Origin of the sequence: Antarctobacter sediminis (genome assembly GCF_019218285.1) — a bacterium.
Classification (GTDB): Bacteria; Pseudomonadota; Alphaproteobacteria; order Rhodobacterales; family Rhodobacteraceae; genus Antarctobacter; species Antarctobacter sediminis.
Genome location: NZ_JAHUZG010000007.1, coordinates 62,948 through 88,346 on the forward strand (window position 1 = coordinate 62,948; position 25,399 = coordinate 88,346).

26 protein-coding genes are annotated in these 25,399 nt (G+C 64.1%); 10 read left to right on the plus strand and 16 right to left on the minus strand.

All coding sequences use genetic code 11. The features are described from left to right. Positions 1-53 precede the first annotated feature (53 nt). Positions 54-1,220 (minus strand): peptidoglycan glycosyltransferase FtsW, encoded by a 1,167-nt coding sequence (locus KJP30_RS22690; RefSeq protein WP_218451821.1) that lies wholly within the window; start codon positions 1,218-1,220, stop codon positions 54-56. A gap of 179 nt (positions 1,221-1,399) precedes the next feature. Between KJP30_RS22690 and KJP30_RS22695 the strand changes: the two genes are divergently transcribed. After that, positions 1,400-2,572, plus strand: a complete 1,173-nt coding sequence (locus KJP30_RS22695; RefSeq protein WP_218451822.1) for a BaiN/RdsA family NAD(P)/FAD-dependent oxidoreductase — start codon at positions 1,400-1,402, stop codon at positions 2,570-2,572. Between the two features lie 6 nt (positions 2,573-2,578). Here the strand turns inward: KJP30_RS22695 and murD are convergent, their stop codons facing one another. From murD to KJP30_RS22745, 10 genes are all read right to left on the minus strand, one after another. Continuing rightward, complete coding sequence (gene murD, locus KJP30_RS22700; protein ID WP_218451823.1) at positions 2,579-3,982, minus strand: UDP-N-acetylmuramoyl-L-alanine--D-glutamate ligase; 1,404 nt, start codon at positions 3,980-3,982, stop codon at positions 2,579-2,581. A gap of 60 nt (positions 3,983-4,042) precedes the next feature. Further along, positions 4,043-5,125 (minus strand): phospho-N-acetylmuramoyl-pentapeptide-transferase, encoded by a 1,083-nt coding sequence (mraY, locus tag KJP30_RS22705; RefSeq protein WP_218451824.1) that lies wholly within the window; start codon positions 5,123-5,125, stop codon positions 4,043-4,045. 13 nt (positions 5,126-5,138) lie between these two features. Then, on the minus strand, positions 5,139-6,581 hold the full coding sequence (locus tag KJP30_RS22710) for a UDP-N-acetylmuramoyl-tripeptide--D-alanyl-D-alanine ligase (RefSeq protein WP_218451825.1): 1,443 nt from the start codon (positions 6,579-6,581) through the stop codon (positions 5,139-5,141). After that, complete coding sequence (locus tag KJP30_RS22715; RefSeq protein WP_218451826.1) at positions 6,578-8,071, minus strand: UDP-N-acetylmuramoyl-L-alanyl-D-glutamate--2,6-diaminopimelate ligase; 1,494 nt, start codon at positions 8,069-8,071, stop codon at positions 6,578-6,580. Before KJP30_RS22715 ends, KJP30_RS22710 begins: the two co-directional genes overlap by 4 nt. A gap of 69 nt (positions 8,072-8,140) precedes the next feature. Then, complete coding sequence (locus KJP30_RS22720) at positions 8,141-9,937, minus strand: peptidoglycan D,D-transpeptidase FtsI family protein (RefSeq protein WP_218451827.1); 1,797 nt, start codon at positions 9,935-9,937, stop codon at positions 8,141-8,143. Further along, entirely contained in the window at positions 9,934-10,281 is a 348-nt protein-coding gene (gene ftsL, locus KJP30_RS22725; RefSeq protein WP_218451828.1) for a cell division protein FtsL, read from the minus strand. The genes KJP30_RS22720 and ftsL overlap by 4 nt, the downstream gene beginning before the upstream one ends. 1 nt (position 10,282) lies before the next feature. Then, a complete protein-coding gene (gene rsmH / locus KJP30_RS22730; protein ID WP_218451829.1) occupies positions 10,283-11,275 on the minus strand; it encodes a 16S rRNA (cytosine(1402)-N(4))-methyltransferase RsmH in 993 nt (330 codons plus the stop codon). After that, complete coding sequence (locus tag KJP30_RS22735) at positions 11,276-11,788, minus strand: MraZ-related protein (protein WP_224874488.1); 513 nt, start codon at positions 11,786-11,788, stop codon at positions 11,276-11,278. 890 nt (positions 11,789-12,678) lie between these two features. Continuing rightward, positions 12,679-13,104: a hypothetical protein gene (locus KJP30_RS22740; RefSeq protein ID WP_218451830.1), complete on the minus strand. Its 426-nt coding sequence runs from the start codon at positions 13,102-13,104 to the stop codon at positions 12,679-12,681. After that, positions 13,101-13,745, minus strand: coding sequence for an SGNH/GDSL hydrolase family protein (locus KJP30_RS22745; protein ID WP_218451831.1), 645 nt, complete (start codon positions 13,743-13,745; stop codon positions 13,101-13,103). The genes KJP30_RS22740 and KJP30_RS22745 overlap by 4 nt, the downstream gene beginning before the upstream one ends. Positions 13,746-14,328: 583 nt before the next feature. On the opposite strand from KJP30_RS22745, the gene KJP30_RS22750 reads away from it, so the two are divergent. From KJP30_RS22750 to KJP30_RS22785, 8 genes are all read left to right on the plus strand, one after another. Next, the gene (locus KJP30_RS22750; protein ID WP_218451832.1) at positions 14,329-14,988 is read left to right on the plus strand and encodes a MotA/TolQ/ExbB proton channel family protein; all 660 of its coding nucleotides are present in this window, start codon (positions 14,329-14,331) and stop codon (positions 14,986-14,988) included. A gap of 3 nt (positions 14,989-14,991) precedes the next feature. After that, the gene (locus KJP30_RS22755) at positions 14,992-15,369 is read left to right on the plus strand and encodes an ExbD/TolR family protein (RefSeq protein ID WP_218451833.1); all 378 of its coding nucleotides are present in this window, start codon (positions 14,992-14,994) and stop codon (positions 15,367-15,369) included. Positions 15,370-15,373: 4 nt separating this feature from the next. Next, on the plus strand, positions 15,374-15,778 hold the full coding sequence (locus KJP30_RS22760; RefSeq protein WP_218451834.1) for a biopolymer transporter ExbD: 405 nt from the start codon (positions 15,374-15,376) through the stop codon (positions 15,776-15,778). Then, complete coding sequence (locus KJP30_RS22765) at positions 15,775-16,581, plus strand: hypothetical protein (protein ID WP_218451835.1); 807 nt, start codon at positions 15,775-15,777, stop codon at positions 16,579-16,581. Before KJP30_RS22760 ends, KJP30_RS22765 begins: the two co-directional genes overlap by 4 nt. Before the next feature lie 126 nt (positions 16,582-16,707). Continuing rightward, positions 16,708-17,538 (plus strand): TatD family hydrolase, encoded by an 831-nt coding sequence (locus tag KJP30_RS22770; RefSeq protein WP_218451836.1) that lies wholly within the window; start codon positions 16,708-16,710, stop codon positions 17,536-17,538. Next, a complete protein-coding gene (locus KJP30_RS22775; RefSeq protein ID WP_218451837.1) occupies positions 17,535-18,335 on the plus strand; it encodes an MBL fold metallo-hydrolase in 801 nt (266 codons plus the stop codon). The genes KJP30_RS22770 and KJP30_RS22775 overlap by 4 nt, the downstream gene beginning before the upstream one ends. A gap of 26 nt (positions 18,336-18,361) precedes the next feature. Beyond that, entirely contained in the window at positions 18,362-19,297 is a 936-nt protein-coding gene (locus KJP30_RS22780; protein ID WP_218451838.1) for an AEC family transporter, read from the plus strand. Between the two features lie 150 nt (positions 19,298-19,447). After that, positions 19,448-20,371, plus strand: a complete 924-nt coding sequence (locus tag KJP30_RS22785) for a DMT family transporter (RefSeq protein ID WP_218451839.1) — start codon at positions 19,448-19,450, stop codon at positions 20,369-20,371. 7 nt (positions 20,372-20,378) lie between these two features. Here KJP30_RS22785 and KJP30_RS22790 read toward each other — a convergent pair whose 3' ends face one another. After that, positions 20,379-20,942: a 5-formyltetrahydrofolate cyclo-ligase gene (locus KJP30_RS22790; protein WP_218451840.1), complete on the minus strand. Its 564-nt coding sequence runs from the start codon at positions 20,940-20,942 to the stop codon at positions 20,379-20,381. Next, on the minus strand, positions 20,939-22,330 hold the full coding sequence (gene mgtE, locus KJP30_RS22795) for a magnesium transporter (protein ID WP_218451841.1): 1,392 nt from the start codon (positions 22,328-22,330) through the stop codon (positions 20,939-20,941). The genes KJP30_RS22790 and mgtE overlap by 4 nt, the downstream gene beginning before the upstream one ends. 106 nt (positions 22,331-22,436) lie before the next feature. Here mgtE and guaD point away from each other — a divergent pair, with 106 nt between their 5' ends. Further along, entirely contained in the window at positions 22,437-23,720 is a 1,284-nt protein-coding gene (guaD, locus tag KJP30_RS22800) for a guanine deaminase (protein ID WP_218451842.1), read from the plus strand. Between the two features lie 3 nt (positions 23,721-23,723). Here the strand turns inward: guaD and KJP30_RS22805 are convergent, their stop codons facing one another. The 3 genes from KJP30_RS22805 to nthA are packed head-to-tail and all read right to left on the minus strand — an operon-like array spanning position 23,724 to position 25,320. Then, on the minus strand, positions 23,724-24,032 hold the full coding sequence (locus KJP30_RS22805) for a nitrile hydratase accessory protein (protein WP_343222808.1): 309 nt from the start codon (positions 24,030-24,032) through the stop codon (positions 23,724-23,726). Beyond that, complete coding sequence (gene nthB / locus KJP30_RS22810; protein WP_218451843.1) at positions 24,029-24,703, minus strand: nitrile hydratase subunit beta; 675 nt, start codon at positions 24,701-24,703, stop codon at positions 24,029-24,031. Before nthB ends, KJP30_RS22805 begins: the two co-directional genes overlap by 4 nt. After that, complete coding sequence (nthA, locus tag KJP30_RS22815) at positions 24,700-25,320, minus strand: nitrile hydratase subunit alpha (protein ID WP_218451844.1); 621 nt, start codon at positions 25,318-25,320, stop codon at positions 24,700-24,702. The genes nthB and nthA overlap by 4 nt, the downstream gene beginning before the upstream one ends. Positions 25,321-25,399: the final 79 nt, after the last annotated feature.

Below are 25,399 nucleotides of genomic sequence, written 5' to 3' on the forward strand. Positions count from 1 at the left end.
GCAGGCGTCCATGACAAGGGGAAGACAGGCGGGTTCCTGCCCATAAATGGCGTTCACCGCGCGCGTCCACGCAGGATGTCGCGGATTTCACCCTGTGGGCGCGTCCGGGTAAAGGCCAGCAACATGCCGACGGCAATGCCCCCGGCGATCAGCGACGACCCCCCGTAGCTGACAAAGGGCAAGGTCATTCCCTTGGCGGGAAGCAGACGCACCGCAACGCCCATGTTGATCATGGCCTGCACGCCAAACATGGCGGCCAGCCCGGTGCCCGCCAGCCGGATGAAAGGATCGCGTTCGCGCATCAGCCGGATCAGGCTGCGCATCACGATCGCCGCGTAAAGCGTGAGGATCGCAAGGACCAGAACAAGCCCGTATTCCTCGGCTGCGACGGCAATGATGAAATCGGTATGAGCGTCCGGAAGGCTCCACTTGACCTGCCCCTCGCCCACGCCGACACCAAAGAAACCGCCTTCGCGGATCGCATTCTCGGCGTAGCCCAATTGCGAGGTCGGATCGACTTCGGGATTCAGGAAGCCGTCAAAACGGCGCTGGAAGTGCTCCGAGTAGTTGTAGGCCACTGTGCCCGCCATGACGACCAGCCCGGCCAGACCCACCAGCAGCAACATCGGCGCGCCGCCGACGAACCACATGACACCCCAGCCAAAGAGGATCAGCGCCGCCTGACCAAAGTCCGGCTGAAAGGCCAGCATCAGCACGATGCTGACCATCAGCGCAAAGGAATAGGCGCGCCCCGGCGGGCCGCCCAGATCCTGCGCCGCCGCCATCAACCATGCCGATACAATCACAAACAGCGGCTTGAGAAACTCGGACGGTTGCAGCGAGGCAAAGCCAAGGCTGTACCAGCGCACTGCCCCCTTGCCGAAATCCGTGCCCAAGACCGGCAACAGCGCCAGCGCGACAAAGGCCACCAGAAAGCCCAGCACCGCAAAGCGGCGCACCGTGACCGGCCCCATCATCGAAACCAGCACCATGACCACCATGGCCAGACCGCCAAAGAAAGCCTGTTTCTGGACATAATAGAACGGCGGCAAACCAATCCGTTCGGCCAGCGGCGGTGAGGCCGCGAGGCCCAGCAAAAGGCCAACCCCGAACAGCATGAAAATGCAGGACAAGCTCCACTTGTCCACTGTCCGCCACCACTTCGGCAACACCGGTTCGCCGCCCTTAACGGGCACCGTTCCGAAAACCATCTCTGTCATCTGAGCACCGCCCGACTGCCTCAACTCGCCCGGTTTTCCGGGTCTGTTGACCAGTCTATCGCATTTCCCGGGCGCAAGCCAAAGGATTCCGGGGCGATGCGGGACCGGTGTGCCCGGGCCGCCACGCGGGCGGCAGTGACCTCTGGCGAATCCGTGCCGTTGCCCCTATTGCGCAGGCCATGCATGTCACGACCCTGATCCTTGGCGCCGGTGCCGCCGGCCTGATGGCCGCCGCCAATGCCGGTCCCTCCGTGCTGGTCGTGGACCATGCGAAGAAAGCCGGGGAAAAGATCCGCATCTCGGGCGGCGGGCGCTGCAATTTCACCAATATGTACTGTGCGCCCAATGCATTTCTCTCGGGCAACCCGCATTTCGTGAAATCCGCCTTGGCGCGCTACACCCAGTGGGATTTCTTGGATCTCGTATCCCGGCACGGCATCGCTTGGCACGAAAAGACGCTGGGCCAGTTGTTCTGCGACGGGAAATCGACGCAGATCGTCGATATGCTGCTGGACGAGATGCGCAAGGCCGGGGCCGAACTTTGGCTGGAAACCCGGATTTCATCGGTCCGCCACGCCGAAGGACGTTTCGTCACCACGGTCGAAAAAGACGGTCGACCGATCGACATAACCTCTGACAACCTGATCCTTGCAACGGGCGGCAAGTCCATCCCCAAGATGGGGGCCACGGGGCTGGCATATGAGATCGCCGCCCAGTTCGGCCACAAGATCACCGAGACCCGCCCTGCTTTGGTGCCCCTGACCTTTGGGGACCGCTTTGCCGGGATTTCGGGCGTGGCGACCCCCAGCGTTGTGTCCAATGCAGAGGCCCGCTTTGAAGAGGCGTTGCTGTTCACGCACCGCGGGCTGTCGGGACCGGCCATCCTGCAAATCTCCAGCTACTGGCACGAGGGCGAAGAGATTTCGGTCAACCTGCTTCCGACGGGGGGCTTCGGGGAAATGCTCCGCGGCAAGCGCCGCACCGAAGGCCGCCGCGCCCTGACCACGGAGCTCTCTGCGCATCTGCCTGCCCGGCTGGTCGATTTTCTGGGGCGGGAAATCGATCTGAAAGGCAATCTCGCCGATCTGTCGGACTCGCGGATCGCCGACCTCGAAGCCACCCTGACCGACTGGCGGCTAAAGCCTGCGGGATCCGAAGGCTATCGGACCGCCGAAGTCACGCTGGGCGGGGTTTGCACATCGGGGCTGGATTCCAAAACCCTGATGTCCCGGCATCTGCCCGGCCTTTATGTCATCGGCGAGGCCGTCGATGTCACCGGCTGGCTGGGCGGCTACAATTTCCAGTGGGCGTGGTCCTCGGCCATGGCAGCGGGCCGCAGCATCGCCGCGTAACCGCCTTCAGGACTTGGCCAATTCCGCCTCGACGCAATCAATGAAATGCGCCCCGCGTTTTTCAAAATTGTCGTACTGGTCAAAGCTTGCCGCTGCCGGGGCCAACAACACCACCTCGCCCGGTTCAGCATCCGCCGTGGCGCGGGCAACGGCCGTTGCCATGTCACCGCAGATTTCCGCATCGACATCAGGCAGTTGCAAGGCAAAGCTTTCAGGTTCGCGGCCGATCACATAGGCCTTGACCACATGCGACAGCCCGGGGATCAATGGCGCAAGTCCGCCTTCTTTCATCAAGCCACCGCAGACCCAGCGCACCTTGGGAAAGGCTTGTAGCGCCTTCAGCGCAGAGTCGACGTTTGTCGCCTTGGAGTCGTTGATGAAAACCACCCCGTCCCGTTCGCCCACCCGTTGGCTGCGATGTGGAAGCCCGGCAAAACTGCGCATCCCGGCCTCGATCTCGCGCGGGCCAAGCCCAAGGCTGCGGCAGGCGGCATAGGCGGCGCAGGCGTTCTGATGATTATGCGCCCCGGGCAGGCCCGTAATCTCGCGCAGGTCGATCGAGCCAACCTGCCGCCCCTTGCGCCATTCCGACAAAAAGCCCTTGCGCGCATAGACATACCACCCCGGCCCGGTCAGTTTGACACTGCTGGACACACGGATCACGCGATCATCCGCCCGGCCCTCGGACAACTGGCCGGCAAGATACTGACCCTCGACCTCATCGACGCCGATCACGGCCCGGTCCGGTCCTCCTTCGGCAAAGAGGCGGCGCTTGGCCGCGAAATAGCCGCCAAGCCCGGCATGGCGATCAAGGTGATCGGCGGAAAAATTTGTAAAGACAGCCACATCCGGCGTAAGGCTGCGTGCAAGGTCGGTCTGGTAGCTGGACAGTTCCAGCACCACAACGCCGCCGTCCTCGGGCGGGTCGATGTCCAGCACCCCGCGCCCGATATTGCCCGCCAGTTGGCTGTCACGGCCCGCGCTGTGCAGCACGTGATGGATCAGGGCCGAAGTGGTGGATTTGCCGTTGGACCCGGTGACCGCCACCACCTTGGGCGGTTGGTCGAAGCTGGCCCAGCCCTCGCCGAGGCTGCGAAAGAACAGGCCGATGTCGTTGTCCACCGGCACGCCGGCCTGCAAGGCCGCGGCAATGACAGCATTTGGCTGAGGGTAGAGATGCGGGATACCCGGCGAAGTCACAAGACAGGCCACATCATCAAAGCTTTCGACCCGATCCAGACGCCGCGCCTCGAAACCTTCGGCCTCGGCCCGTTCGCGGGCGGCCACGGTATCGTCCCAGACAACGACGCGCGCCCCACCCTCGCGCAGCGCACGCGCTGCCGACAGGCCGGACCGGCCAAGCCCCAGAACCGCGACAACGGCCCCGTCAAACCCGCGCACTGGGATCATCGCCCCTCTCCTGTTCTCAAGACTCGCGGCGCAACCGTCGGCGCCTGCCAGATCCGCGCCTTAGCGCACCTTCAGCGTGGCCAGCCCGATGATCGCGAGGATCAGCGAGATGATCCAGAACCGGATCACGATGGTCGGCTCGGCCCAGCCTTTTTTCTCATAGTGGTGATGGATCGGTGCCATCAGGAAGACACGCTTGCCCGTGCGCTTGAAGTAAAGCACCTGAATGATGACGGACAGCGCCTCGACCACGAACAACCCGCCGACGATGGCAAGAACGATCTCGTGCTTGGTCGCCACCGCGATGGCCCCCAGCGCCCCGCCCAGTGCCAGCGATCCGGTATCGCCCATGAAAACCGCAGCGGGCGGCGCGTTGTACCACAGAAAGCCAAGCCCCCCGCCAACAACCCCAGCCGCAAAGACAAGGATTTCGCCCGTGCCCGGTACATAGTGGACGTCAAGATATTCGGTGAAATCGACCCGGCCCACCGCATAGGCGATCACGCCCAGGGTCGAGGCCGCGATCATGACCGGCATGATGGCCAGCCCGTCAAGACCGTCGGTCAGGTTGACGGCATTGGCCGCGCCGACGATCACGATCATCGCGAAGGGAATGAAGAAAAAGCCGAGATACAGAAGCGTATCCTTGAAGATCGGGAAAGCCACCCGATAGCTGAGTGCATCGGGATGGTAGTGCGATGCCCAGAAACCGGCGATCCCCGCGATGATGAACCCCAGCAATAGCCGCACCTTGCCGGACAGTCCTGCGGTATTCTGCTTGCTGACCTTGGCATAGTCATCGGCAAACCCGATGGCCGCATAGGACATGGTGACAAACAGCACCATCCAGACAAAGGGGTTGTCCAGCCGCGCCCATAGCAGAGTCGACGTGATCAATGCCCCGATGATCAGCAGTCCGCCCATCGTCGGCGTGCCTGCCTTGACGAAGTGCCCCTCGGGGCCGTCATCGCGGATTGGCTGCCCCTTGCCCTGACGTTTGCGCAGGACGTTGATCAGCGGACGGCCAAAGAGAAAGCCAAAGATCAGCGCGGTCAAGAACGCGCCCCCGGCACGGAAGGTGATGTAGCGGAAAAGGTTGAAGGCGTCGCCGCCATCGCTGAACTCTGTCAGCCAGAAAAGCATGTTCCCAGTTCCCTTATCCGTCCAAGTCCGGTGTCGCTTGGCGCAATTTCCGAATGGCGTCAACCACGCGCCCCACGCCCATGGACAGCGACCCCTTGGCCAGAACCACATCGCCCGCGTCCAGATCGCGGGCCACACGTTCGGCCATCTTGTCGCTGGTTTCAGTCCAATGCCCCCGTTTGTCGGCAGGCAATTCACGCCACAGATGCTGCATCAAAGGGCCGATACAATGCACCATGTCGATCTGGTCCATTGAGGGGCTGTTGGCCACAGCGCGGTGTAGATCCACCTCACTGGCGCCCAGTTCCTTCATGTCGCCAAGATAGGCAATGCGTCGGCCCTTGGCCACGCGGCCCACGCCATGGCGGGGCTGCGCCGCGGCCAGCACCTCGAGCGAGGCGGCAAGCGAGGCCGGGTTCGCGTTATAGGCGTCGTCAATCAGCTCGACGCTGATCCGCGTATCGACCGGATCCAGCATGATCCGTTCACGCTGACCGCGCCCGGCCCCGGGATGCCATTGACCAAGCCCCATGACGGTCAGCGCCGGATCCAAACCCAGCGCCTCGCCCACGGCCAGAACGCCCATGGCGTTTACTGCGAAATGCCGCCCCGGGGCCATGACCTTGAACAGGCGCGACTCGATCCCCGAGCGGGCAATAGCCACCGTGCAGGCATCCTGAACGGACACGCGGTAGATGCGATACTGGTCCGAGGCTTTCTCGCCAAAGCTAACCGCCCAGCGGCGGCCCTCTTCGGCCTTTTCGCGCAGGATGCCGCTGACCGGCAGGTCGCCGTTGTAGATTGCGGTGCCATAAGGCTCCAGCCCATCAAAGATCGAGGCTTTTTCCCGGGCAATGCCTTCGATGTTCTCGAAGGCAGCCAGATGTGCGGGGGCAACGGTTGTGACCATGGCAACATGCGGCCGCGCCATGCGCGCCAAAGGGGCAATCTCGCCGGGGTGGTTCATACCGATCTCGATCACGGCGAAATCCACGTCGCGCGGCATCCGTGCCAGTGTCAGCGGCACACCCCAATGATTGTTATAACTTTTCTCGGCGGCGTGCACGGTGCCATGCACCGCCAGCATCGCGCGCAACATCTCTTTGGTCGAGGTCTTGCCGACCGAACCGGTCACGGCAACCACCTGCGCCCGTGTCCGGGCACGCGCCGCACGACCCAGCGCCTCCAGCCCGGACTGAACGTTATCGACGATCAATAGGGGCGCGTCAGGCGACACGCCATCCGGCACCCGGCTGACCAGTGCCGCACCTGCGCCCTTGTCCAGCGCCTGCTGCACGAAATCATGCCCGTCGCGCGCCGCAGTCAGCGCAACAAAGAGATCACCCGGTGCCAGCGTGCGCGTGTCGATCGACACACCGTGCACGGCCCAGTCGCACGGCGTTTCGCCGCCCGTGGCGGCAACCGCCTCGGTCGCGGTCCAGAGCGCGTCGCTCATAGCCCCCTCCCGTCCAGCGCGGCCACGGCCACGCTTGCCTGCTCCACATCGTCGAAGGGATAGACCGTATCGCCGACGATCTGGCCGGTCTCATGCCCCTTGCCGCAGATCAGCAGCGCATCGCCCGGCCCAAGGCCATCGACGCCGCGCAGGATCGCCTCGGCCCGGTCGGCCACCTCCAGCGCGCCGGGCGCTCCGGCCAGCACCTCGGCCCTAATCCGGGCCGGGTCTTCGGTGCGGGGGTTGTCATCGGTTACGATGACACTGTCGGCATGTTCGGTTGCCGCCATGCCCATCAAAGGACGCTTGCCCTTGTCCCGGTCACCGCCGGCCCCCACGATTGCCACCAGCCGCCCCATCACATGCGGGCGCAACGCCTGACAGGCGGTCGCCACGGCATCAGGCGTATGAGCATAATCGACAAAGACCGCCGCGCCGTTGTCCCGCGTCGCGGCAAGTTGCATGCGGCCACGTACCGTCCCCAACAGCGGCAAAACGTCGAAGACATCCGCCGGATCGCCACCGCAGGCAATAACGAGGCCTGCCGCAACAAGGATGTTTTCCGCCTGAAACCCGCCAATCAGGCCCAGCCGTTCCTGCCGGATCACACCCTCGAAACTCAGGCGGATTTCCTGCCCCGTGGCGTCAAAGCGCTGCGCCTCCAGGCAAAGGTCCGCCGCCTCGCGGCCCACGGTGATGACTTCCTGTCCGCGGGCGCGCGCAATGGCCAGCATGTCCACGCCGCGCGGATCGTCGATGTTGATGACCGCCACGCCATCTTCGGGCAGAACGCGGGCAAACAGCCCCGCCTTGGCCGCGAAATACTCGTCAAAGCTTTCGTGGTAATCCAGATGATCCTGGGTGAAATTGGTGAACCCCGCCGCGGCCAGTGTCACCCCGTCCAGACGCCGTTGCGCCAACCCGTGAGAAGAGGCCTCCATCGCGGCATGGGTCACGCCGGACTCGGCGGCCCCCGACAGCACACGATGCAGGGTGATGGGTTCCGGAGTGGTATGCTTTAGCGGCGTCTGCCAGTCGCCTTCAACACCGGTGGTGCCGATATTGACCGCGCGCAACCCCAGTTCCTGCCAGATCTGGCGGGTGAAGGTCGCCACCGAAGTTTTGCCATTGGTGCCCGTGACAGCAACCACCGTTTCCGGCTGGGCACCGAACCACAATGCCGACGTATAGGCCAACGCCTGCCGCGGATCTTCAGCGATCACCAGCGCCGCTTCCGAGGGTTCAAGCTCGGCCTGCGCGATCTGTGCGCCCGTCGCATCCGTCAGGATTGCGCTGGCCCCCATGCGCAGGGCGTATTGAATGAACTCGCCGCCGTGCACGCGAGTGCCCGGCAGGGCTGCGAACAGGAAACCCTCCTGCACCTCACGGCTGTCCACCGCAAGGCCGGTCACGGCCACGTCCCGTCCGCCGCGCGCCCGCAGGCCCAGCTGTGACAGGCTTTTCGACAGGATCTTGCGTTCCGACGCCATCTCTCGGTTGCCCCCAGGTCTTTTGTTGGTCCCGCGCGCCCGGCAGATCAGGAGCGCAGCAAAACGACCTCAGTCCGAGGCCGTCGTTGACGTTTTCACTTGCCCTTTATCATGCTCCGGAGGCAAGCCCAGAAGCGGCGCGATCCGCGTGATCATCTCGGCCGCGACCGGTACAGCCGTCCAGCCCGCGGTGCGCCGCGGCTTGCTGCCGGAGGTTTCAACAGGTTCATCCAGCATAACCACCAGCGCGTAACGCGGGGCGTCCGTGGGGAACAGGGCCGCGAAGGTCGCGATCACCTTGTCCTTGTGATAACCACCTGTCTTTTTGGGTTTTTCCGCCGTCCCTGTCTTGCCGCCGACCCGATAGCCCGGCACTTCGGCGAAGGACGCAGTGCCTTTCTTGTCGATCACAACACGGCGCAGCATGTCCAGCGCCGCCTCGGTGACATCATCGCTCAGCAACTTGTCGCCGACGCGCGGACGGTCGCGTTTCAACAGGGTCGGTTCAACCACGTGACCACCGTTGCCGATCATCGCATAGGCCGCAGCCAGATGCAGAGGAGAGACCGAGATTCCGTGACCGTAAGAAATCGTCACGGCAGACAGGTCAGTCCAGCGCGCCGGAACAAGTGGTTTGGCGCCCTTGGCCTCGACCAGTTCCAGTTGCGGCGGTTCGAACATGCCAAGGTTCTTGTAGAACTCCTGCTGGCGGCCACGGCCGATCATCATGACAATCTTGGCAGTGCCCCGGTTCGAACTGCGGGCGATCACGTCCGAGACGGTCAATTCGCCATAGTTCTTGCCCTGAAACTCGCCCACCTTGAAGCCCTGCACCTCGTAGGGCGGCTTGGTGTCGATCATGGTTTCGGGATGCACCAGCCCAAGTTGCAGCGCCTGCGCAACGGTCAGGATCTTGAAGGTCGACCCAAGTTCGTACAGCCCCTGCACCGCCCGGTTGAACAGCGGGCTGTCGTCAGGTTGCTCGCCCTGAATCGGCGGTCGCGGACGGTCATTCGGATCGAAATCCGGCAACGAGGCGATGGCGATCACCTCCCCGGTATAGACATCCATCAAGACGCTCGCCGCCCCCTTGGCATTGAGCAGCTTCATACCAGCGTCCAGCACCTCTTCGGTGGCAGCCTGAACCGACAGATCGATCGACAGCGCCAAAGGAGCGCCCTCGCGCGCCGGATCGCGCAGATCGTCGTCCAGAAATTTCTCGATCCCGGCGGTGCCCACGACCTCGGCCGAGGCAACGCCCTGCCGCCCGAAACGCGCACCGCCCAAAACGTGTGCCGCGATGGGGCCGTTGGGGTAAAGGCGCATCTCGCGCGGGCCGAACAACAGGCCCGGTTCTCCGATGTCATGCACCGCCTGCATCTGTTCTGGGCTGAGTTTCTGCTTGACCCAGAGGAACTTGCGCTTGGGATCGGTAAAGCGGCGGGCAAGATCCTCACCCTCCAGATCCGGGAATATCCGCGCCAGTTCCTGCGCCGCCCGCACCGGATCGACCATCTGCCGAGGATGCGCATAAAGGCTGTGGGTCGACATGTTCGTCGCCAGCAACCGGCCCTGCCGGTCCACGATGTCCGCCCGGCTGGCGATGATCGAAGCCCCGCTGGCTTGCGCCCGCGGCTCTTCGGGTTCCGAGGCCGACAGCATTCCCATACGTGCGCCGATCACCCCGTAGGCACAGACGAACATGATCGCCAGCACCAATAGCCGCCCCTCGGCCCGCAGGCGCAGGCGGTCATGCATTTCCTCGTGCCGCAGACGGCGGTTTTCGCGCTCGATTGCGTCGGGGTTCTCACCGTTCTGGCGGGCTTCGAGGATGCGGGCAAGCGGGCGAAGCGGTGTGCGGGTCATGGGTTCGTCGCCCCTGCCGAAGTCACGTCGACGGGCTGTGTCAGGTCCAGAATTTCGGACCGGGGATAAGAGACCTGATCGATCCGGCCGAATTGATCCGGAGTAAAGGGCAACAGCCCAAGGCGATCAAAGTTCAACTCCGCAAGATCCCGCAACCGGTCAGGACGGTTGAGATAGGCCCATTCCGCGCGCAGGATTGCGATCCGTTCCCGCGCGGCACCGATCTCGCGGCGCAGATCGTCCACGTGATCCAGCTCTGCCTTGGTTCGGTAATTCTCGTAATAGGCCCAGTAGCCGGAGCTGATGACGGCCGCAGCCGCGAGCAGGAACAGAAATCCGCGCATCTCATCTTCTCCTTGTGGTTGACGTCACCTGCGGCATCGACAATTCCGCCGCCTCGACGGGGCGCGCCGGCACATCTGTCCTGCGCCCCACCCGCAGTTTCGCCGAACGCGACCGAGGGTTGTCCTTGAGTTCCTGATCGTCCGGCCCGATCGCCTTGCGCGTCAGAACCTCGAACGGTTCGGTCGGCAGGGCAGTTTCGGTCGCGTAGCGGTTCACATGCGCTTTCTTGCCGCCATGCAACTGAAAGAACCGTTTGACCATCCGGTCCTCGACCGAATGGAACGTCACGACCGCCAGCCGTCCGCCGGGTTTCAGCACCCGCTCGGCCGCCATCAAACCCTGCCACAGCGCGTCATATTCCCCGTTCACGGCAATGCGCAGCGCCTGAAAACTGCGGGTGGCGGCATGGGCCTGTCCCGGCTTGGTCCGCCCGATGACCCGTTCGATCAGTTCGGCCAGCGGCAAAGTGCGGTCAAAGGGACGGTCCTGCACGATGGCCCGGGCAATGCGGCGCGATTGCCGCTCTTCACCGTAGATATAAAGAATATTGGCAAGCTCTGCCTCGTCGACAGAGTTCACGATATCCGCAGCCGACGGACCGTCCTGCCCCATCCGCATGTCCAGCGGACCGTCCTTCATGAAGGAAAATCCTCGCTCAGCCTGATCCAGCTGCATCGAGGACACGCCAAGATCCAGCACCACACCATCGACGCGGTCCGCGGCCTCGTCCATCTGGGCAAAGTTGCCCCGGACCAGTTCCAGCCGGTCACCGTAGGGCGCGCCCCAGTCGCGGGCCATCTGATGGGCAAGCGGGTCGCGGTCGATGCCGATCACCTTGTCGGCCCCGGCCTCCAGCAGTCCGCGGGTATACCCGCCCGCGCCAAGGGTGCCGTCGATCCAGACGCCATCAACCGGCGTCACCGCCTTCAACAGCGGACGCAACAGCACCGGGACATGAGGTGCGCCGCCATTTTGCGCCGCGGGATCGGACACTTATTCCTCCTCGGCCTCGTCGAGCCATTCCATAAGGTCTTCGGGCAGATCTTCGGGCATGTCGTCCTCTTCCAGCGAGTCCGTCGGGACATAACGCTCGGACGCCCAGATCTGAAACTTGTTCAGGTTGGCCACCGCATAGGCTTCGGCGCCGATGCCATAGCGCGCACGCAGCTTGGCCGGGATCACGATGCGGCCGGTATGGTCCACGGTGGTCGTGGTCGCCCCGGACGAATACACCTTGATCATGTATTTCTTGCGTTCACCGGATTTCATCCGGTCGATCCGCGCCTCGATCCTCTCCATTTCCTCGACCGTGTAGCATTCAAGGAATGGATTGCGGGCATCGCCAAAGACCATGACCAGTTCGGGGTTCGCGTGATCCTTGCTTTCGGGATCCCATGCGGGGTCATTGGCTTCGAGGACACGGCGAAAGTCGGCCGGAATGGACATCCGACCCTTTGCATCGACCTTCAGTCGATGTTCGCCTCTGAACCTCAGCCTTCGGCTCACTGCCCTCGGCCCCTCATTGCCCCCGTTTCAAACGAAATACGGCGGGTTGATCAGCTGCCATTGATCAACCCGCCGCCTGACCCGCTAAGCGGGTGTCTCCGACTGCGCGCGCCACCTGGGGGGATGTCTGCTCGCCCGCGCGCCGGATCCTTGTGTTTCACGATGAGAGCGGACGCCTGTATGAAACCTGCTCTTATTGTTTTTGTGAGTTGGTGCCGGGTCTTGGATGCCCTTGCTTCCGTTCTCATCGTGTGAGTTATGGATGACATGGTACTGGATGGTAATCAATAGTTTTTTATGGCCCCATTTGGGCCAAACAGTAGCCAGACCGGCCCGATTGAGGCAAAATCGGGACAAACGGGCCAAGGCGGGCACAGACCTAGCAGAGCAATCAGATGCACCCACAAGATATAGACAGATCCAAATTCGAAAAAAAATTCCCATGCAGGACCGGGAAATCCCGCACATCCCATGGGTTTCCGTGGGTCGCCACGGGGATCCCAGCGTTTTCTGCCCGAAAACGGCCTTCGAATCACCCTCAAATCTGCGACGCCACCCCCGTTCGGCAGGGTTTTGCCCGCCGGGACCATGATTTCCCATAGACAGTGCCATCATTTCCCATCCCCGCCCCGCGCACCGCAGCTTGTGTGTAGCGTGTGTAGCGTGACGGAAATTTTTGCAGTGAATGACAGCAAGGTTTACAGCAACGCGGTTTTGGACCCGGCGCCCTACCCTGCAGCCCGACGCGATCTTTCCAGAGCCTCCTTGAAGAGCTCTTGAACGGCCATTCACGCCCCGGTGGCAGGGTGCCGCGATGCCATAGCGGTCCCCCAGGTAGGCCTCGACCGCTGCGAGCAGGGTTGCGTCCTGATGGAGCGCGACTGTGAAGATCATGATCTCGGCAATGTCGCCCCCTTCCATCTTCCGAAGGAGCCGCCAGCCGGCCCTGCTCCCCCGACGGTCAGGGTGGAATTCCCATTTGCTGTCGAGACACCTGCCATATCCGTGGTTTCGTATTCTCCACGGTTGATCCGCAACGCCATCTCGTCAGCCACCGGATTGTGGCTGCCCACGAAGATGTTTGGTCCGTCAGCGTAATACCAGCCCGGGGATGTGGCGTTGCGCCGATCGTTCGTAGGATACTCGATCTGGAACTTGGTGCTGCCGTTGCTGTTCGAATGCAGGATCAAGGTTCCTTCAGCCCCGGAGGCCACGGCCTCGCTGCCGACGAGGACGCCGTTGTTCCCTGCCCCGGCACGGCCCACAACCACGAAGGTCAGCGCACCGGACGTCGGCAAGGCGCCAACGACCGTCATCTGCCCATCGCCGATGTGAAGTAGGCGCGTTCGATCTGCAGCGGTGTCCAGTATGCGCCGAAGAGATCCCGCGCCAGAACATCGCCGAACATCTCGCCCATGCGACGGTATCCACGATTGTCCGGGTGGGATCCGTCGCCGCTGTCGGCCGTATAGTAGATCGGCCCCGCGCAGACGATATTGGGATCGCGCTGAGCGGCGCTCAGCGTTGCCAGCGGTGTCCGAAGATCCACGCCGATCTCTTCAGTCTGCGCGCGGTTCGCCTGACTGGCATAGGCCCGCAAACTATCGGTCTGCCCCGTGATCTTTCGGATGTCCTCTTCCAATGCGATACGCCACTGGCTCAGGGCGCGTTCGTATTCGGCCCGTGTCGTTCCCGTCGACGCTTTGTAGTCTTCCTCGCCATGGATGATGACAACCGCGGGCACGACCAACTGGCGACCAGCGGCCGCAGACGCCGCACGGCACTTGGCGACAACCTCAAGGCAACGGGAATAGGCCCGCGACCCCCGCTTCAGGCCACCGTTGGCAAGGCTCGCATCCCCATAGTATGCCTGCCCTCCCAATCCCTGCGCCGCAAAGACCAGCCGCTTCTTCGCGCCCAGGTGGGCAAGGAAACGACGCTCAATTGCGTCGGCCATAATCTAGAGCTTGCGTGATGGGAGCTCGCGAGCGCTTTCCGCATCCGACCAAGACACGGCACAGCCAATTTCGCCTCCCACTTACCGCGAAACTCCGGCAGGGCACGCGACCTTTCAGGTCTTTGTTTTTATGCCGATAATCGCCATCTGGGACGCTGATATCGAACTGGGCGCCAAGCGTCCCAGTTCCCGCTCCGCAAAACACGCCCTAAAAACAGAATCACAGCCCCAAAAGCACCGATTAAACCTGTATTGAAAGGGGTTTGCGCGCCATGACCAGCCGACGGGACAGTTCAAAGGCATGGTGCCAGATTCCGCTCGATCCCCCGTTATTCGGGCAGTACTGAAGAACTCCGACGTAGGGAGCTGGGCGTCGATCCCAACGGTTAAGCCCTTTATTTTATTGACCATCCGACTTCTGCCGCCTTAATCGACCGTCTTCCGCCTTCACTGAAAGAATAAGTGTCACCCAACATTCACTTCCGCAAAGCCTCGCGCGTAAAAAAACGCAGGGGTCGCCCCGCGAGGCGTTTCATGTGAACACTGACACAGGACGCACTGATCACGCCGGAAAGGCCTGCCCATGCCCACGCTGAGCACATTGACAGAGTTCCTCGACCGTGGTGGCCCCGCGCTTTGGGCCATTGCGGTCCTTTCTGTGCTGACGCTCACGCTGATCCTGTGGAAGCTCTGGCAGCTTTTGCGGTTGGGCACGTGGAAACGCGCAGGCGCGGAAACCGCGCTGCGCTTCTGGGGACAGGGACAGACGACGCTGGCGTTGAGCCATATCTCCTTTGATCCTGCCCCGCGTTCACGCGTGGCGCAGGCAGCGATGCAGGCGCGTTTGTCCATCCCCGAGGAAGACGCCCGCGAAGAGGCCGCCCGGCAGGCCCGCGCTGTGTTGAACGAGACACGGCTTGGTCTGCGGATGCTGGATCTCGTGGTGACCATTGCGCCGCTGATTGGCCTTCTGGGGACGGTGCTGGGCATGATCGACGCCTTTCAGGCCTTGCAAGACAGCGGCCAGCAAGCCGATCCGGCGGCGCTGGCTGGCGGCATCTGGCAAGCGCTGCTGACCACGGCCGCTGGCATGGCCGTGGCAATCCCGGCCAGCGTGATGCTTTCGGTCTTTGACGGTATGGCCGACCGGCTGGCCCATGATCTCGAAGACCTTGTCACCCGTGTCTTCACCACGCCGTGGGACTATGCAGAAGACGGCGAGGACGAGGCGGAGGCAAGCTGAACCATGCTGAACCTCCCCGTTTCTCCGCGCCGTCGCCGCCCCAGCCTGACACCGATGATCGACGTGGTGTTCCTGCTGCTGGTGTTCTTCATGCTGGTGGCGCGCTTTGGCGGGACCGAGGGCATTTCCCTGTTGCTTGCCCGCCCCGGCGAAAGCCCGACCTATATCGGACCGCCCCGGCTGATCACGGTTCACCCCGACAGGGTCGCGCTGAACGGCCTCACGGTGACCGACCTGCCCGCCGCTCTGGCCCCGTTGATGACCAACCCGCAGGATGTCATCGTCGTGCGGCCCGCGCCGGGCACGGGTGTAGACCGGCTGTTGCTGATCCTCGACCAACTGCGCAAGGCCGGAATGACGCAACTGGCCGTGGTGGAATAGGCAGATGTTTACCTCGCGCCTCACCTCTCCCCGCCGTTTCTGGCCCGGACCGCCAAAGCCCCGGGCCGAGCCGGTGGTGCCGATGATAAATATCGTCTTCCTGCTGCTCATCTTCTTTCTGCTGACGGCGCATTTCGCCGATCCCGGCAGCGCGGGGCGCAGCCAATTGGCCGTGGACGAGCCCCCGGATACGGCGCGGCCCCTACTGATCCTCGCGCCGTCCGGGCTTGTCACCTTTGGCACCCTGCGCGGCCCCGAGGCTATATCCGCCGCAGCCACCGCCGGCCCTGTCCGGCTGCTGACGGACCAAGCGACCGAGGCCCGCCATCTGGCGCGCGCGCTGACGCTTTTGGCGCAGGCCGGAGCGGGTCGGGTTGATCTGGTTACAACCGGGGGAACCACGGAATGACCAGCCGACCGGTCATCGAGTTGCTGCTGTGCCTATTGCTGGCGCTGGCCGTGCATGTTGCGGCCCTGCTGATGATCTCGGCCCCCGGAGACACGGCCCCTGACCCAGCGCTGGCGCTGGCGCCTGTCACGCCAGAATTGAGCGCGCTTGTCGCCGCATGGGATCGCCCCCCCGACGCGGATGTGCCCGACGCGCCCAAGGCTCCGACCGCGGGAGCCATGCCACGCCCCCCGCGCCCCGAAGTGCCAGCACCCGTTGCAGGGAACGCTCCTCCTGCTCCGCCGATGCCCGCCGCAGCGACCGCCCTGCCCGCACCCGAGGCCGCGTCGCGTCCGCGTCCCGTGCTTGGCGACGACGCTCCGGTGGCGCTGCGACTGCCTGCGCCCTTTTCCGCAACGGAATTGCAGAGCAGCCGCGCCGCACTGCGCGCCGGTCCTGCCGCCCCAAGAGCCGCGGGCCCGGGACTGACAGCGCCCCGGGCCGGGGCCTTGCCGCAGATCGATCTGGACCCGGGCGCGCCGCCGCCCCCCGCCCCCGTGACGGAAGCCGCCGAGCCGCGCGCCCTTGCCCCGGCGGTTCCGCCGGAAACCCGGCCCGATCCGCCCCCGGAGGAGCCACCGGTCACGCCGGATCCGCCGGCAACGCCGCCGCAACCGGAACCGGAAAAGATTGATCCCGAACTGGGGCCGCCCACCGCACAGGCCCCTGCCAGCACGCAACGGCCCGTGGCCCGGCCATTCGTCCGTCCGGCGCCTTTCCTCCTGCGGCCCGTGGCGCGGCCCGCTGGGCTGTTAACGCCCTGACGGACAGCACCCTGCCCGGCATCTGCGCAGCCGCGCGGACCGGAGCCGCCGCTCCGGATCATCGCGCCTCGCCACCTTGACCCTCCCGGCGGCATCCTAGATACCACCGTCAACCAAGGAGCCGTCATGACCGTTCCCGCCATTACCGACAGCCATTGTCACCTCGATTTCCCCGATTTCGCCGAGGAACGCCCCGAGGTGATTTCTCGCGCCCTGACCGCAGGTGTCCATCGCATGGTGACCATCTGCACCCGGTTGAAGAATGAACCGCAGGTTCGCGCCATCGCCGAGGCACATGACCCCGTGTTTTATGCCGCCGGCACGCATCCCATGTCTGCCGCCGAAGAGCCTTTGGCCTCGGTGGATGAACTGGTTGCGTTGGCCCAACACCCGAAATTCGTCGGCATCGGCGAAACCGGGCTGGATTATCACTATACCGCCGACAGCGCCGAGGTGCAGAAGCAAAGCCTGCGCATCCATATCGAGGCCGCGCAGGCCACCGGCCTGCCGCTGATCATCCATTCGCGCGATGCGGATGAGGATATGGCCCGCATTCTGGCCGAAGGCTACAAGGCGCAGGAATACACCTGTGTCATGCATTGCTTTTCCTCGACACCCGAACTGGCCCGCGCGGCGCTGGATCTTGGGTTTTACCTGTCGATGTCCGGCATCGCAGCTTTTCCGAAGTCCCAAGAACTGCGCGACATCTTTGCCGCCGCACCGCTGGACCGGATCCTTGTGGAAACCGACAGCCCCTACCTCGCGCCGCCGCCCCATCGCGGCAAGCGCAACGAACCGTCCTACGTGGCTCATACCGCGAAAAAGGGCGCCGAGGTCTTTGGCCTGCCCTACGAAGACTTCGCCGCCCGGACCGAGGCCAATTTCGACCGGCTGTTTTCCAAGGTCGCCCGCTGGCAGGCCGACCATCCCCCGGCCCGGCCGGAGGCCCATGCATGAGCGGTGAAATCCGGTTTACCATTCTGGGCTGCGGATCGTCCGGCGGGGTGCCGCGTCTTGGCGGCCACTGGGGCGCTTGCAATCCCGACAATCCCCGGAACCGCCGGCGCCGTTGTTCCCTGCTGGTCGAGCGTGAGACCCCTGAGGGCACGACCACCGTGCTGATCGACACCACGCCCGACATGCGCGAACAATTGCTGGACGCGGGCGTCGGGCGGCTTGACGCGGTGCTGTGGACCCATGCCCATGCCGACCATGTGCATGGGCTGGACGATCTGCGCCAGATCGTTTTCAACACGCGCGAGCGGCTGAACGTCTGGGCCGATGGTGACACGCAGGACGATCTGCTGTCGCGGTTTGCCTATGCTTTCGTGCAGCCCGAAGGCTCCCCCTACCCGCCGATCCTGAACCTGCACACGATCAAAGGGCCGGTGACCATCGAGGGCGCAGGCGGTCCGGTCACGCTGACCCCGTTCGAGGTCAACCACGGCAGCATCGACGCGCTGGGATTCCGGGTTGGCGATTTTGCTTATCTGCCGGATGTGGCGACCATCCCCGACGATGCCTGGCCCGCGCTGGAAGGCTTGGATTGCTGGGTGCTGGACGCGCTGCGCCGCACGCCGCACCCGACCCATGCGCATCTTGACCTTGCGCTGAAATGGATCGCCCGCGCCGCGCCGCGCCGGGCGGTTCTGACCAACATGCATATCGACCTGGATTATGCCGAGGTCGAGGCCGAGACCGCAGCCCATATCACCCCCGCCTATGACGGGATGGTCATTCGCTATGCGCTTTGACCCGGCGATGACGGCGGGGCGCTGAGATGCAGGCGCTGCTAGACGTCATCCTGCCGGTCTTTCTGGTCATCGGCGCGGGGTATCTGGCCGTCTGGAAAGGCTGGTTTTCGGAAAGCGGTGTCGACGGGTTGATGAGCTTTACCCAGAGTTTCGCCATTCCCTGCCTGCTGTTCCGCGCCATCTGGACGCTGGAACTTGGCCCTGATTTCAACCCCTGGCTGCTGGTCAGCTTTTATACCGGGTCGGCCACCGGGTTTACCGCCGGGCTGCTGGGCGCGCGATACCTGTTCAAGCGCGACTGGGAAGATGCCGTGGCCATCGGGTTTTGCTGCCTCTTTGCCAATTCGGTGATGATCGGGCTGGCGATCACCGAACGCGCTTATGGCAGCGATGCGCTTCAGGCGAACTACGTGATCGTCGCGATGCATTCGCCCTTTTGCTATGGCATCGGCATCACCGCGATGGAGATCGCCCGCGCCCGCGCCGCAGGGATTTCCAACCGGGCGTTGCCCGCCAAGGTGGGCCGCGCGATGTTCCGCAACGCGCTGGTGATCGGTATCGGACTGGGGCTGGTGGCCAATGTCACCGACCTGACGCTGCCGCGCGTCGCCACGGATGCGCTGGACATGCTGATCCGCACCGCGCTGCCGGTCGCGCTGTTCGGCATGGGCGGCGTGCTGTGCCGGTACAAGCCGCAGGGTGACGGACGGGTGATCGCCTATATCTGTGCGGTGTCACTGGTGCTGCATCCGACGATCACATGGACCCTTGGCAAGGCCACCGGCCTGTCGGTCGAGGCCTTCCGCTCAGCCGTTTTGACGGCTGCCATGGCGCCGGGGATCAACACCTATGTCTTTGCCAACATGTATGGCCGCGCACGGCGGGTGGCCGCCTCGGCGGTGCTGATCGCGACCGGTCTTTCGGTACTGACGGCCTGGATCTGGCTGACGCTACTGCCCTGAGCCCCTGAGGCAGACCGGGAGGGGGCCAGCCCCCGTCTCCCTCCGGTCGACTCCCCCGGAGTATTTTCGCCAAGAAGAAGCGGGGGTTCCGCTTTGACATTCGGTGGCGGCACGGGTCTTGTGGCGGCAGAATTTTTCCCGAGGCCGCTGATGACCACCCCTTCTGACCGCACCACGCTGGGCATTCTGTTCATGCTGGCCTTTTGCGCGCTGGCACCGATGATGGATGCGCTGGCCAAGGCGACGCCCGCCGAGGTGCCGGTGCCGCAGATCCTGGCCTTTCGCTTTGCGATCCAGGTTGTGATCCTTTTGCCGCTTGCGGCGGTGATGGGACATCTTGGCCGCGTGACTTTGCGTGATGCGGGTCTGCATCTGGCGCGGGCGGCGGCATTGCTGGTGGCGACGGGGATGTTCTTTACCGCGCTGCGGTACATGCCCATTGCGGATGCGATCTCGATCTTTTTTGTCGAGCCATTCATCCTGATCCTCATGGGGGCGGTTTTTCTGGGCGAGCCGGTGGGCTGGCGGCGGTTGAGCGCCTGCGTCGTGGGGTTTGGCGGCGCATTGCTGGTGATCCGGCCCAGTTTTTCCGATCTGGGGTCGGTGGCGCTTCTGCCGCTGGGGACGGCGGCGCTTTTCTCGGTCTATATGCTGATGACGCGCGCCATGGCGCGGCGGCTGCATCCGCTGGTCTTGCAGGGGCATACGGCGACGGCGGCGACCTTGTTGATCCTGCCGCCGCTGTTCCTGATGGAGGGGACAGGTCATGTATTGTTCGACCCGGTCTGGCCCTCTGCGTTCGGGATGTGGATGCTGGTTGGGGTCGGTGTCGTGGCGACGATCTCGCACCTGTTCCTGACCTTCGCGCTGCGCATGGCCCCGGCGGGGACCATCGCGCCACTGCAATATCTGGAGATCGTCGGTGCGACCGTGATCGGCTATCTGGCCTTTGGCGATTTCCCGACGCCGCTGACCTGGGTCGGCATTGCGGTGATCGTCGCCTCGGGGCTGTATGTGTTCGAGCGCGAGCGGCGTCTGGAACTGCGCGCAAAGGCCCCGCGCCCGCCGGTTTGACGGGCCTTTAGCGGCGCGGTGTGATGACCTCGGCCTCGGTCACGATCATGTCGAGCGGCTGGTCGGTTTCTTCCAGCGGCAGGTCGCTGTCCTCCTGCGCGCCGAAGGCAAAGCCCACCGCCAGCGTCGGGCGTTTGCTGCGCAAGAGTTCCAGCGTGCGGTCGTAGAACCCGCCGCCATACCCCAAGCGTCCCCCGTCACGGCTGAAGGCGACCAGGGGCACCACCAGCAGTTCCGGTTCGAAGAATTCTGGCCTTTCCGGGATCATCGCGCCAAAAGCGCCTTCGATCAGCGGCATCTCGGGTTCCCAACGGGCGAATTGCAGCGGCTGCCCCTTGGCCATGATGACCGGCACACCGACCGGCCCGTGGGCCGCGGCCTCGGCCATGGCGGGCACCGGGTCGATTTCCGTGCGGATCGGCAGGAAACCCGACAGGGGAACGCCGCGGTGACCTGCGAGGACTTCGCTCAGTTTGCCGGCGGCCCCGGGGGCCTGTGTGTCAAAGGCGGATTTCCGGCGGGCAAAAGCGGCCTTGCGCGCGGCTTTCTTGCGATCTTCCAAAGTTGTCATAGCAGCACCAATACAGCCAGCCCGAGAAAGGCAAAGAAACCCACGACATCGGTCACCGTGGTGACAAAAGCGCCGGAGGCCAGCGCCGGGTCCACCCCGGCCTTTTCCAGGATCACCGGAATCACGATCCCGGCCAGACCCGCCACCACGAGGTTGATAACCATGGCCGTGGCGATCACCCCGCCCAACTGGAAGGACCCGAACCAGAGGATGCCGACGATCCCCATGATGACGGCGAAGGCCAGACCATTGATCAGCCCCACGGCGACCTCGCGTCGGATCACCCGCCAGAGGTTGGCCCCGGTGAGGTCTTTGGTGGCCAGGGCACGCACCGCCACGGTCAGCGACTGGGTGCCCGCATTGCCCCCCATTGAGGCGACGATGGGCATCAGGACGGCCAGCGCCACGACCTGCGTGATGGCCTCCTCAAACTGCGAGATCACCAGCGAGGCCAGCACCGCGGTCACAAGGTTCACCGCCAGCCATGGAAAGCGCCGTTTCGTCGTGTCGATCACCTTGTCCGACAGGCGGCTTTCGCCGTCCACACCGGCGAGGCGCAGGATGTCTTCCTCGTTTTCCTCGTCCAGAACGGCCATGGCGTCATCTATGGTGATGACCCCCACCAGCCGGTCGTTGTCATCCACCACCGGCGCCGAGATCAGGTGATATTGGTTGAACGCATAGGCCACTTCGCCTTCGTCACGCGTGACTGGAATGGTGTGAAACGTGTCTTCGACGATCTTTTTCAGCAAAACGTCGCGGCGCGAGGACATGATCTTGCCCAGTGTCACATTGCCCACGGGACGCAGTTTCGGATCGACCAGGACCACGTGATAGAACTGTTCCGGCAACCGGTCGGAACTGCGCATGTAGTCGATGGCATCGCCCACGCTCCAGTGTTCGGGTGCCATGACCACCTCGCGCTGCATGAGGCGCCCGGCCGAGAACTCCGGATAGGTAAGCGATTGACGGACCGCCGCCGCGTCGCCCGCCTCGAGCGCGTCAAGGATCGCGTCCTGCTGTTCGGTTTCGAGATCCTCGACAAGGTCGACAACGTCGTCGGTGTCCAGTTCGCGGACCGCCTCGGCCAGCACCTGCGGTGTCAGGACCCCGATCACCTCTTCGCGCAGCGTCTCGTCCAGTTCGGACAGGATGTCGCCGTCGAATTCCTTGTCGTAGAGGCGGATCAGCCGCCCCCGGTCGTAGGGGTTCACCTGTTCCAGAAGGTCGGCGATATCAGCCGCGTGCAGCGGCTCCATCAGCGCGATCAACTGTTCGCGGTCATCCACATCCACGGCGTAAAGGATTGCCGCCACGGCCTTGCGGTCCAGCGCATAGGCGTCTTCGCGCTCCATTTCGGGCGCTTCGAGTTCGATCTCTTCGGCCATGACCTGCCCTCCGCCTGATTTGCCCCGACACTATGACATGCAACTGGCGGACAACAGGGGCGAGCGCGCATTTACCTTTGCAATCGGGCCGCATAGATTTTGCTGCATGAACAAACGTCACCTGCATCTGGGCCAGACCCTGACATTCACCGCCGACCCCATGGCAGAGGGGCCAGAGTCCGCCCGGCATCAGGCGCAGGGCGCACTGGTTGTCGAGGACGGGCGGATCGCGGACATCGGCCCCGCAAGCGCATTGCGGCAGGGTGAGTTTGCCTCGGTGACAGACCACGGGCAGGCCCTGTTGCTGCCCGGTTTCATCGACGCACATGCGCATTACCCGCAGACCGCCATGATCGCCAGTTGGGGCAAACGTCTGATCGACTGGCTGAACACCTATACTTTCCCCGAGGAAATGCGCTTTGCCGATCCGGCCTATGCGGCCGAGATCGCCGGGCGGTATCTGGACCTGCTGCTCGCGCAGGGCACCACGACGGTTTGCAGCTATTGCACGATCCATTCCGCCTCGGTCGAGGCCTTCTTTGCCGCAGCCGAAGCGCGCGGAATGCGTGTGCTGGCAGGCAAGACCTGCATGGACCGCAACGCACCCGAAAACCTGCGTGACAGCGCGCAAAGCGCCTATGACGACAGCAAGGCACTGCTGAACCGCTGGCATGGAAAGGGGCGCGCCTCTTATGTGATCACGCCACGGTTTTCGCCCACCTCGACGCCAGAGCAATTACAGGCGCTTGGCGCGCTTTGGGCCGAACACCCCGATTGCCTGATGCAGACACATCTCAGCGAACAGACGGATGAGATCGACTGGGTGAAATCGTTGTTTCCGCAGGCGCGCGACTATCTCGACACCTATGAATCCTTTGGCCTTCTGGGCGCAAACGGGCTGTATGGCCATGCCATCCACCTGGAGGCACGCGAAAAGGACCGGCTGCGAGAGGTGGGCGCGGCCCTGATCCATTGCCCGACCTCCAACACTTTTATCGGGTCCGGCCTGTTCGACATGGACGGGCTGACCAAGGCCGGGCTGCGCGTTGGGCTGGCCACCGACACCGGCGGAGGGTCATCCTTTTCGATGCTTCGCAGCATGGCGGCGGCCTATGAAATCGGGCAACTGCGCGGGCGCGCCCTGCACCCGGCCGAACTGATCTGGCTGGCGACGGCAGGTTCGGCCCGGGCCTTGCGGCTGGATGACCGGATCGGCAGCCTCGCCCCGGGGATGGAGGCGGATTTCATCGCGCTCGACCTCGGCTCGACCCCGGCCATCGCGCAGCGCAGCGCAAGGGCCAATGACATCTGGGAGGCCCTCTTTCCCACCATCATGATGGGGGACGACCGCGCCATCGCGGCGACCTACGTGGCGGGCCAGCGCGTCTAGTCGTCAATCGATCCGCACCGGTTCGCCATGCGGGGTCGACAGATAAGCCGCCTCCCAGGCTTGACGCAGATGCGACAGATCCTTGGCCCCGGCGATGCCCCTCGCGGCGCAAATCCGTTCCAGCGCCGCGATCCATGCGTTGAAATAATCATCGCCGCCGTTCAATTCCTTGTCCGCGCCGTGTTCGGCCAGCACGGCGCCAAAGGTTTCTGTCCAGTCGGGCCATGTGAACGCGCCGCGCGCCTCCAGCGAGACCGCAATGGCAAAGGCCTGCGCGTGCCAAGGCGCTTCGAAAACAGGGGGTTCAGTCACGCCACCAGCTCCAGGTAGCTTTCCCAGAGATCGCAGCTGACCATATCGCCGGGGGCCTCTGCCTCGCCCCAGACCTCGTTCGCGTCAAAGACCACCGTGTACAGCGGCTCGGCGCATTCCCCCAGACCATGTGCATTGCTGTCGGGAAAGACATGGCAGCCGTGGCTGCGTTCGATCACCCCGACAAACCCCGCCGCGTAACCCGGCAAGCGGGTGTGGCCGCCAGACACCATGAGGTTTCGGGCCGGGTGACGGGTGCGGACCTTCTGACCCACGGCGAACTGTGGGGCGGGGCCTTGCCGTGTGACCGGACCGCCACGCGACAAGGCTGCGGCAACCTTCGCGGCGGGCATCCGCCGCTCCGCCAATGCTGAGGGCTGCGGCGTGGCGCCGGTCAATTCCTCGCGGCTGATGACACCCTGCGCCACCAGGAGATCCGCCAAACCGGCCAGCCATTTCTCATAGTAGGAAAAGGCCAGATAGTCGGCAGGCGACAGGCTTTCGCGCGCAAAGCGCGACCGGTCCAAAGTCCATTGACCCAAAGCCCCCGCCGCCAATGTCAGCGCCAGCGCGCGCCCGTGCCACTTTTCGGCGAATACAGGGGCATCCTCGGGGTCCGGCACCACGCTGCCGTCACCATGCCGGCCACCCATATCGTGAACCCGGCTCATTGCGGCGGCTCCACCAAGGCGGTGCCGATCATCGAATCCCGGCTGACCAGCGCCGCCAGCCCCGCCTCGTCCAGCCCATCCGTGCCCTGCGGCCGCATCGGGATCACGAGGTAGCGCACCTCGGCGGTCGAATCCCAGACGCGCACCCTCTGCCCCTCTGGCAGGGTCACGCCGAACTCGGACAGCACCTTGCGCGGTTCCCGCACCGCCCGCGCACGATAGGCATCGGATTTGTACCAACCCGGCGGAATGCCCAGCAAGGGCCACGGGTAGCAGGAGCAGAGCGTGCAGACGACCATGTTGTGCTGCTCCGGCGTATTCTCCACCGCGACGATATGTTCGCCCTGTCGTCCGGTGAATCCCAACTCGGCCACCGCGCCCGATGCATCCTCCAACAGACGCGCACGAAAGGCCGGATCGCACCATGCCCGCGCCACCACCGCGGCCCCGTTGCGTGGCCCGACCTTGTGGGCATAAGTCTCGATGATTTCATCCAGCGCGGCAGGGTCGATCAGCCCCTTGGCGGTCAACAGCGATTCCAGTGCCTTGACCCGCAAGGCAGGTTCAGGCGGCAACAGGCTATGCGGCGGGGCGTCATCGGCGTGATCATGAGGCATGGCCTTACCATGCCCAAAGCCCGCCCGTTCGGCAATTGCCTTGGCTGCGCCAAACATGGCCGGCATCGCCCCTGCCCGC

Excerpts from the sequence above, each read along its gene's own strand:
- KJP30_RS22765 (WP_218451835.1), top strand. The coding sequence starts at position 15,775 with ATGACCAGCCGACCGGTCATCGAGTTGCTGCTGTGCCTATTGCTGGCG.
- mgtE (WP_218451841.1), bottom strand. The coding sequence starts at position 22,330 with ATGGCCGAAGAGATCGAACTCGAAGCGCCCGAAATGGAGCGCGAAGAC.
- KJP30_RS22740 (WP_218451830.1), bottom strand. The coding sequence starts at position 13,104 with ATGACGGTCGTTGGCGCCTTGCCGACGTCCGGTGCGCTGACCTTCGTG.
- KJP30_RS22780 (WP_218451838.1), top strand. The coding sequence starts at position 18,362 with ATGCAGGCGCTGCTAGACGTCATCCTGCCGGTCTTTCTGGTCATCGGC.
- KJP30_RS22715 (WP_218451826.1), bottom strand. The coding sequence starts at position 8,071 with ATGGCGTCGGAACGCAAGATCCTGTCGAAAAGCCTGTCACAGCTGGGC.
- KJP30_RS22745 (WP_218451831.1), bottom strand. The coding sequence starts at position 13,745 with ATGGCCGACGCAATTGAGCGTCGTTTCCTTGCCCACCTGGGCGCGAAG.
- KJP30_RS22770 (WP_218451836.1), top strand. The coding sequence starts at position 16,708 with ATGACCGTTCCCGCCATTACCGACAGCCATTGTCACCTCGATTTCCCC.
- KJP30_RS22785 (WP_218451839.1), top strand. The coding sequence starts at position 19,448 with ATGACCACCCCTTCTGACCGCACCACGCTGGGCATTCTGTTCATGCTG.
- ftsL (WP_218451828.1), bottom strand. The coding sequence starts at position 10,281 with ATGCGCGGATTTCTGTTCCTGCTCGCGGCTGCGGCCGTCATCAGCTCC.
- KJP30_RS22775 (WP_218451837.1), top strand. The coding sequence starts at position 17,535 with ATGAGCGGTGAAATCCGGTTTACCATTCTGGGCTGCGGATCGTCCGGC.
- KJP30_RS22695 (WP_218451822.1), top strand. The coding sequence starts at position 1,400 with ATGCATGTCACGACCCTGATCCTTGGCGCCGGTGCCGCCGGCCTGATG.
- nthB (WP_218451843.1), bottom strand. The coding sequence starts at position 24,703 with ATGAGCCGGGTTCACGATATGGGTGGCCGGCATGGTGACGGCAGCGTG.
- KJP30_RS22790 (WP_218451840.1), bottom strand. The coding sequence starts at position 20,942 with ATGACAACTTTGGAAGATCGCAAGAAAGCCGCGCGCAAGGCCGCTTTT.
- nthA (WP_218451844.1), bottom strand. The coding sequence starts at position 25,320 with ATGCCTCATGATCACGCCGATGACGCCCCGCCGCATAGCCTGTTGCCG.
- KJP30_RS22690 (WP_218451821.1), bottom strand. The coding sequence starts at position 1,220 with ATGACAGAGATGGTTTTCGGAACGGTGCCCGTTAAGGGCGGCGAACCG.
- KJP30_RS22720 (WP_218451827.1), bottom strand. The coding sequence starts at position 9,937 with ATGACCCGCACACCGCTTCGCCCGCTTGCCCGCATCCTCGAAGCCCGC.
- guaD (WP_218451842.1), top strand. The coding sequence starts at position 22,437 with ATGAACAAACGTCACCTGCATCTGGGCCAGACCCTGACATTCACCGCC.
- KJP30_RS22710 (WP_218451825.1), bottom strand. The coding sequence starts at position 6,581 with ATGAGCGACGCGCTCTGGACCGCGACCGAGGCGGTTGCCGCCACGGGC.
- murD (WP_218451823.1), bottom strand. The coding sequence starts at position 3,982 with ATGATCCCAGTGCGCGGGTTTGACGGGGCCGTTGTCGCGGTTCTGGGG.
- KJP30_RS22755 (WP_218451833.1), top strand. The coding sequence starts at position 14,992 with ATGCTGAACCTCCCCGTTTCTCCGCGCCGTCGCCGCCCCAGCCTGACA.
- KJP30_RS22750 (WP_218451832.1), top strand. The coding sequence starts at position 14,329 with ATGCCCACGCTGAGCACATTGACAGAGTTCCTCGACCGTGGTGGCCCC.
- KJP30_RS22760 (WP_218451834.1), top strand. The coding sequence starts at position 15,374 with ATGTTTACCTCGCGCCTCACCTCTCCCCGCCGTTTCTGGCCCGGACCG.
- mraY (WP_218451824.1), bottom strand. The coding sequence starts at position 5,125 with ATGCTTTTCTGGCTGACAGAGTTCAGCGATGGCGGCGACGCCTTCAAC.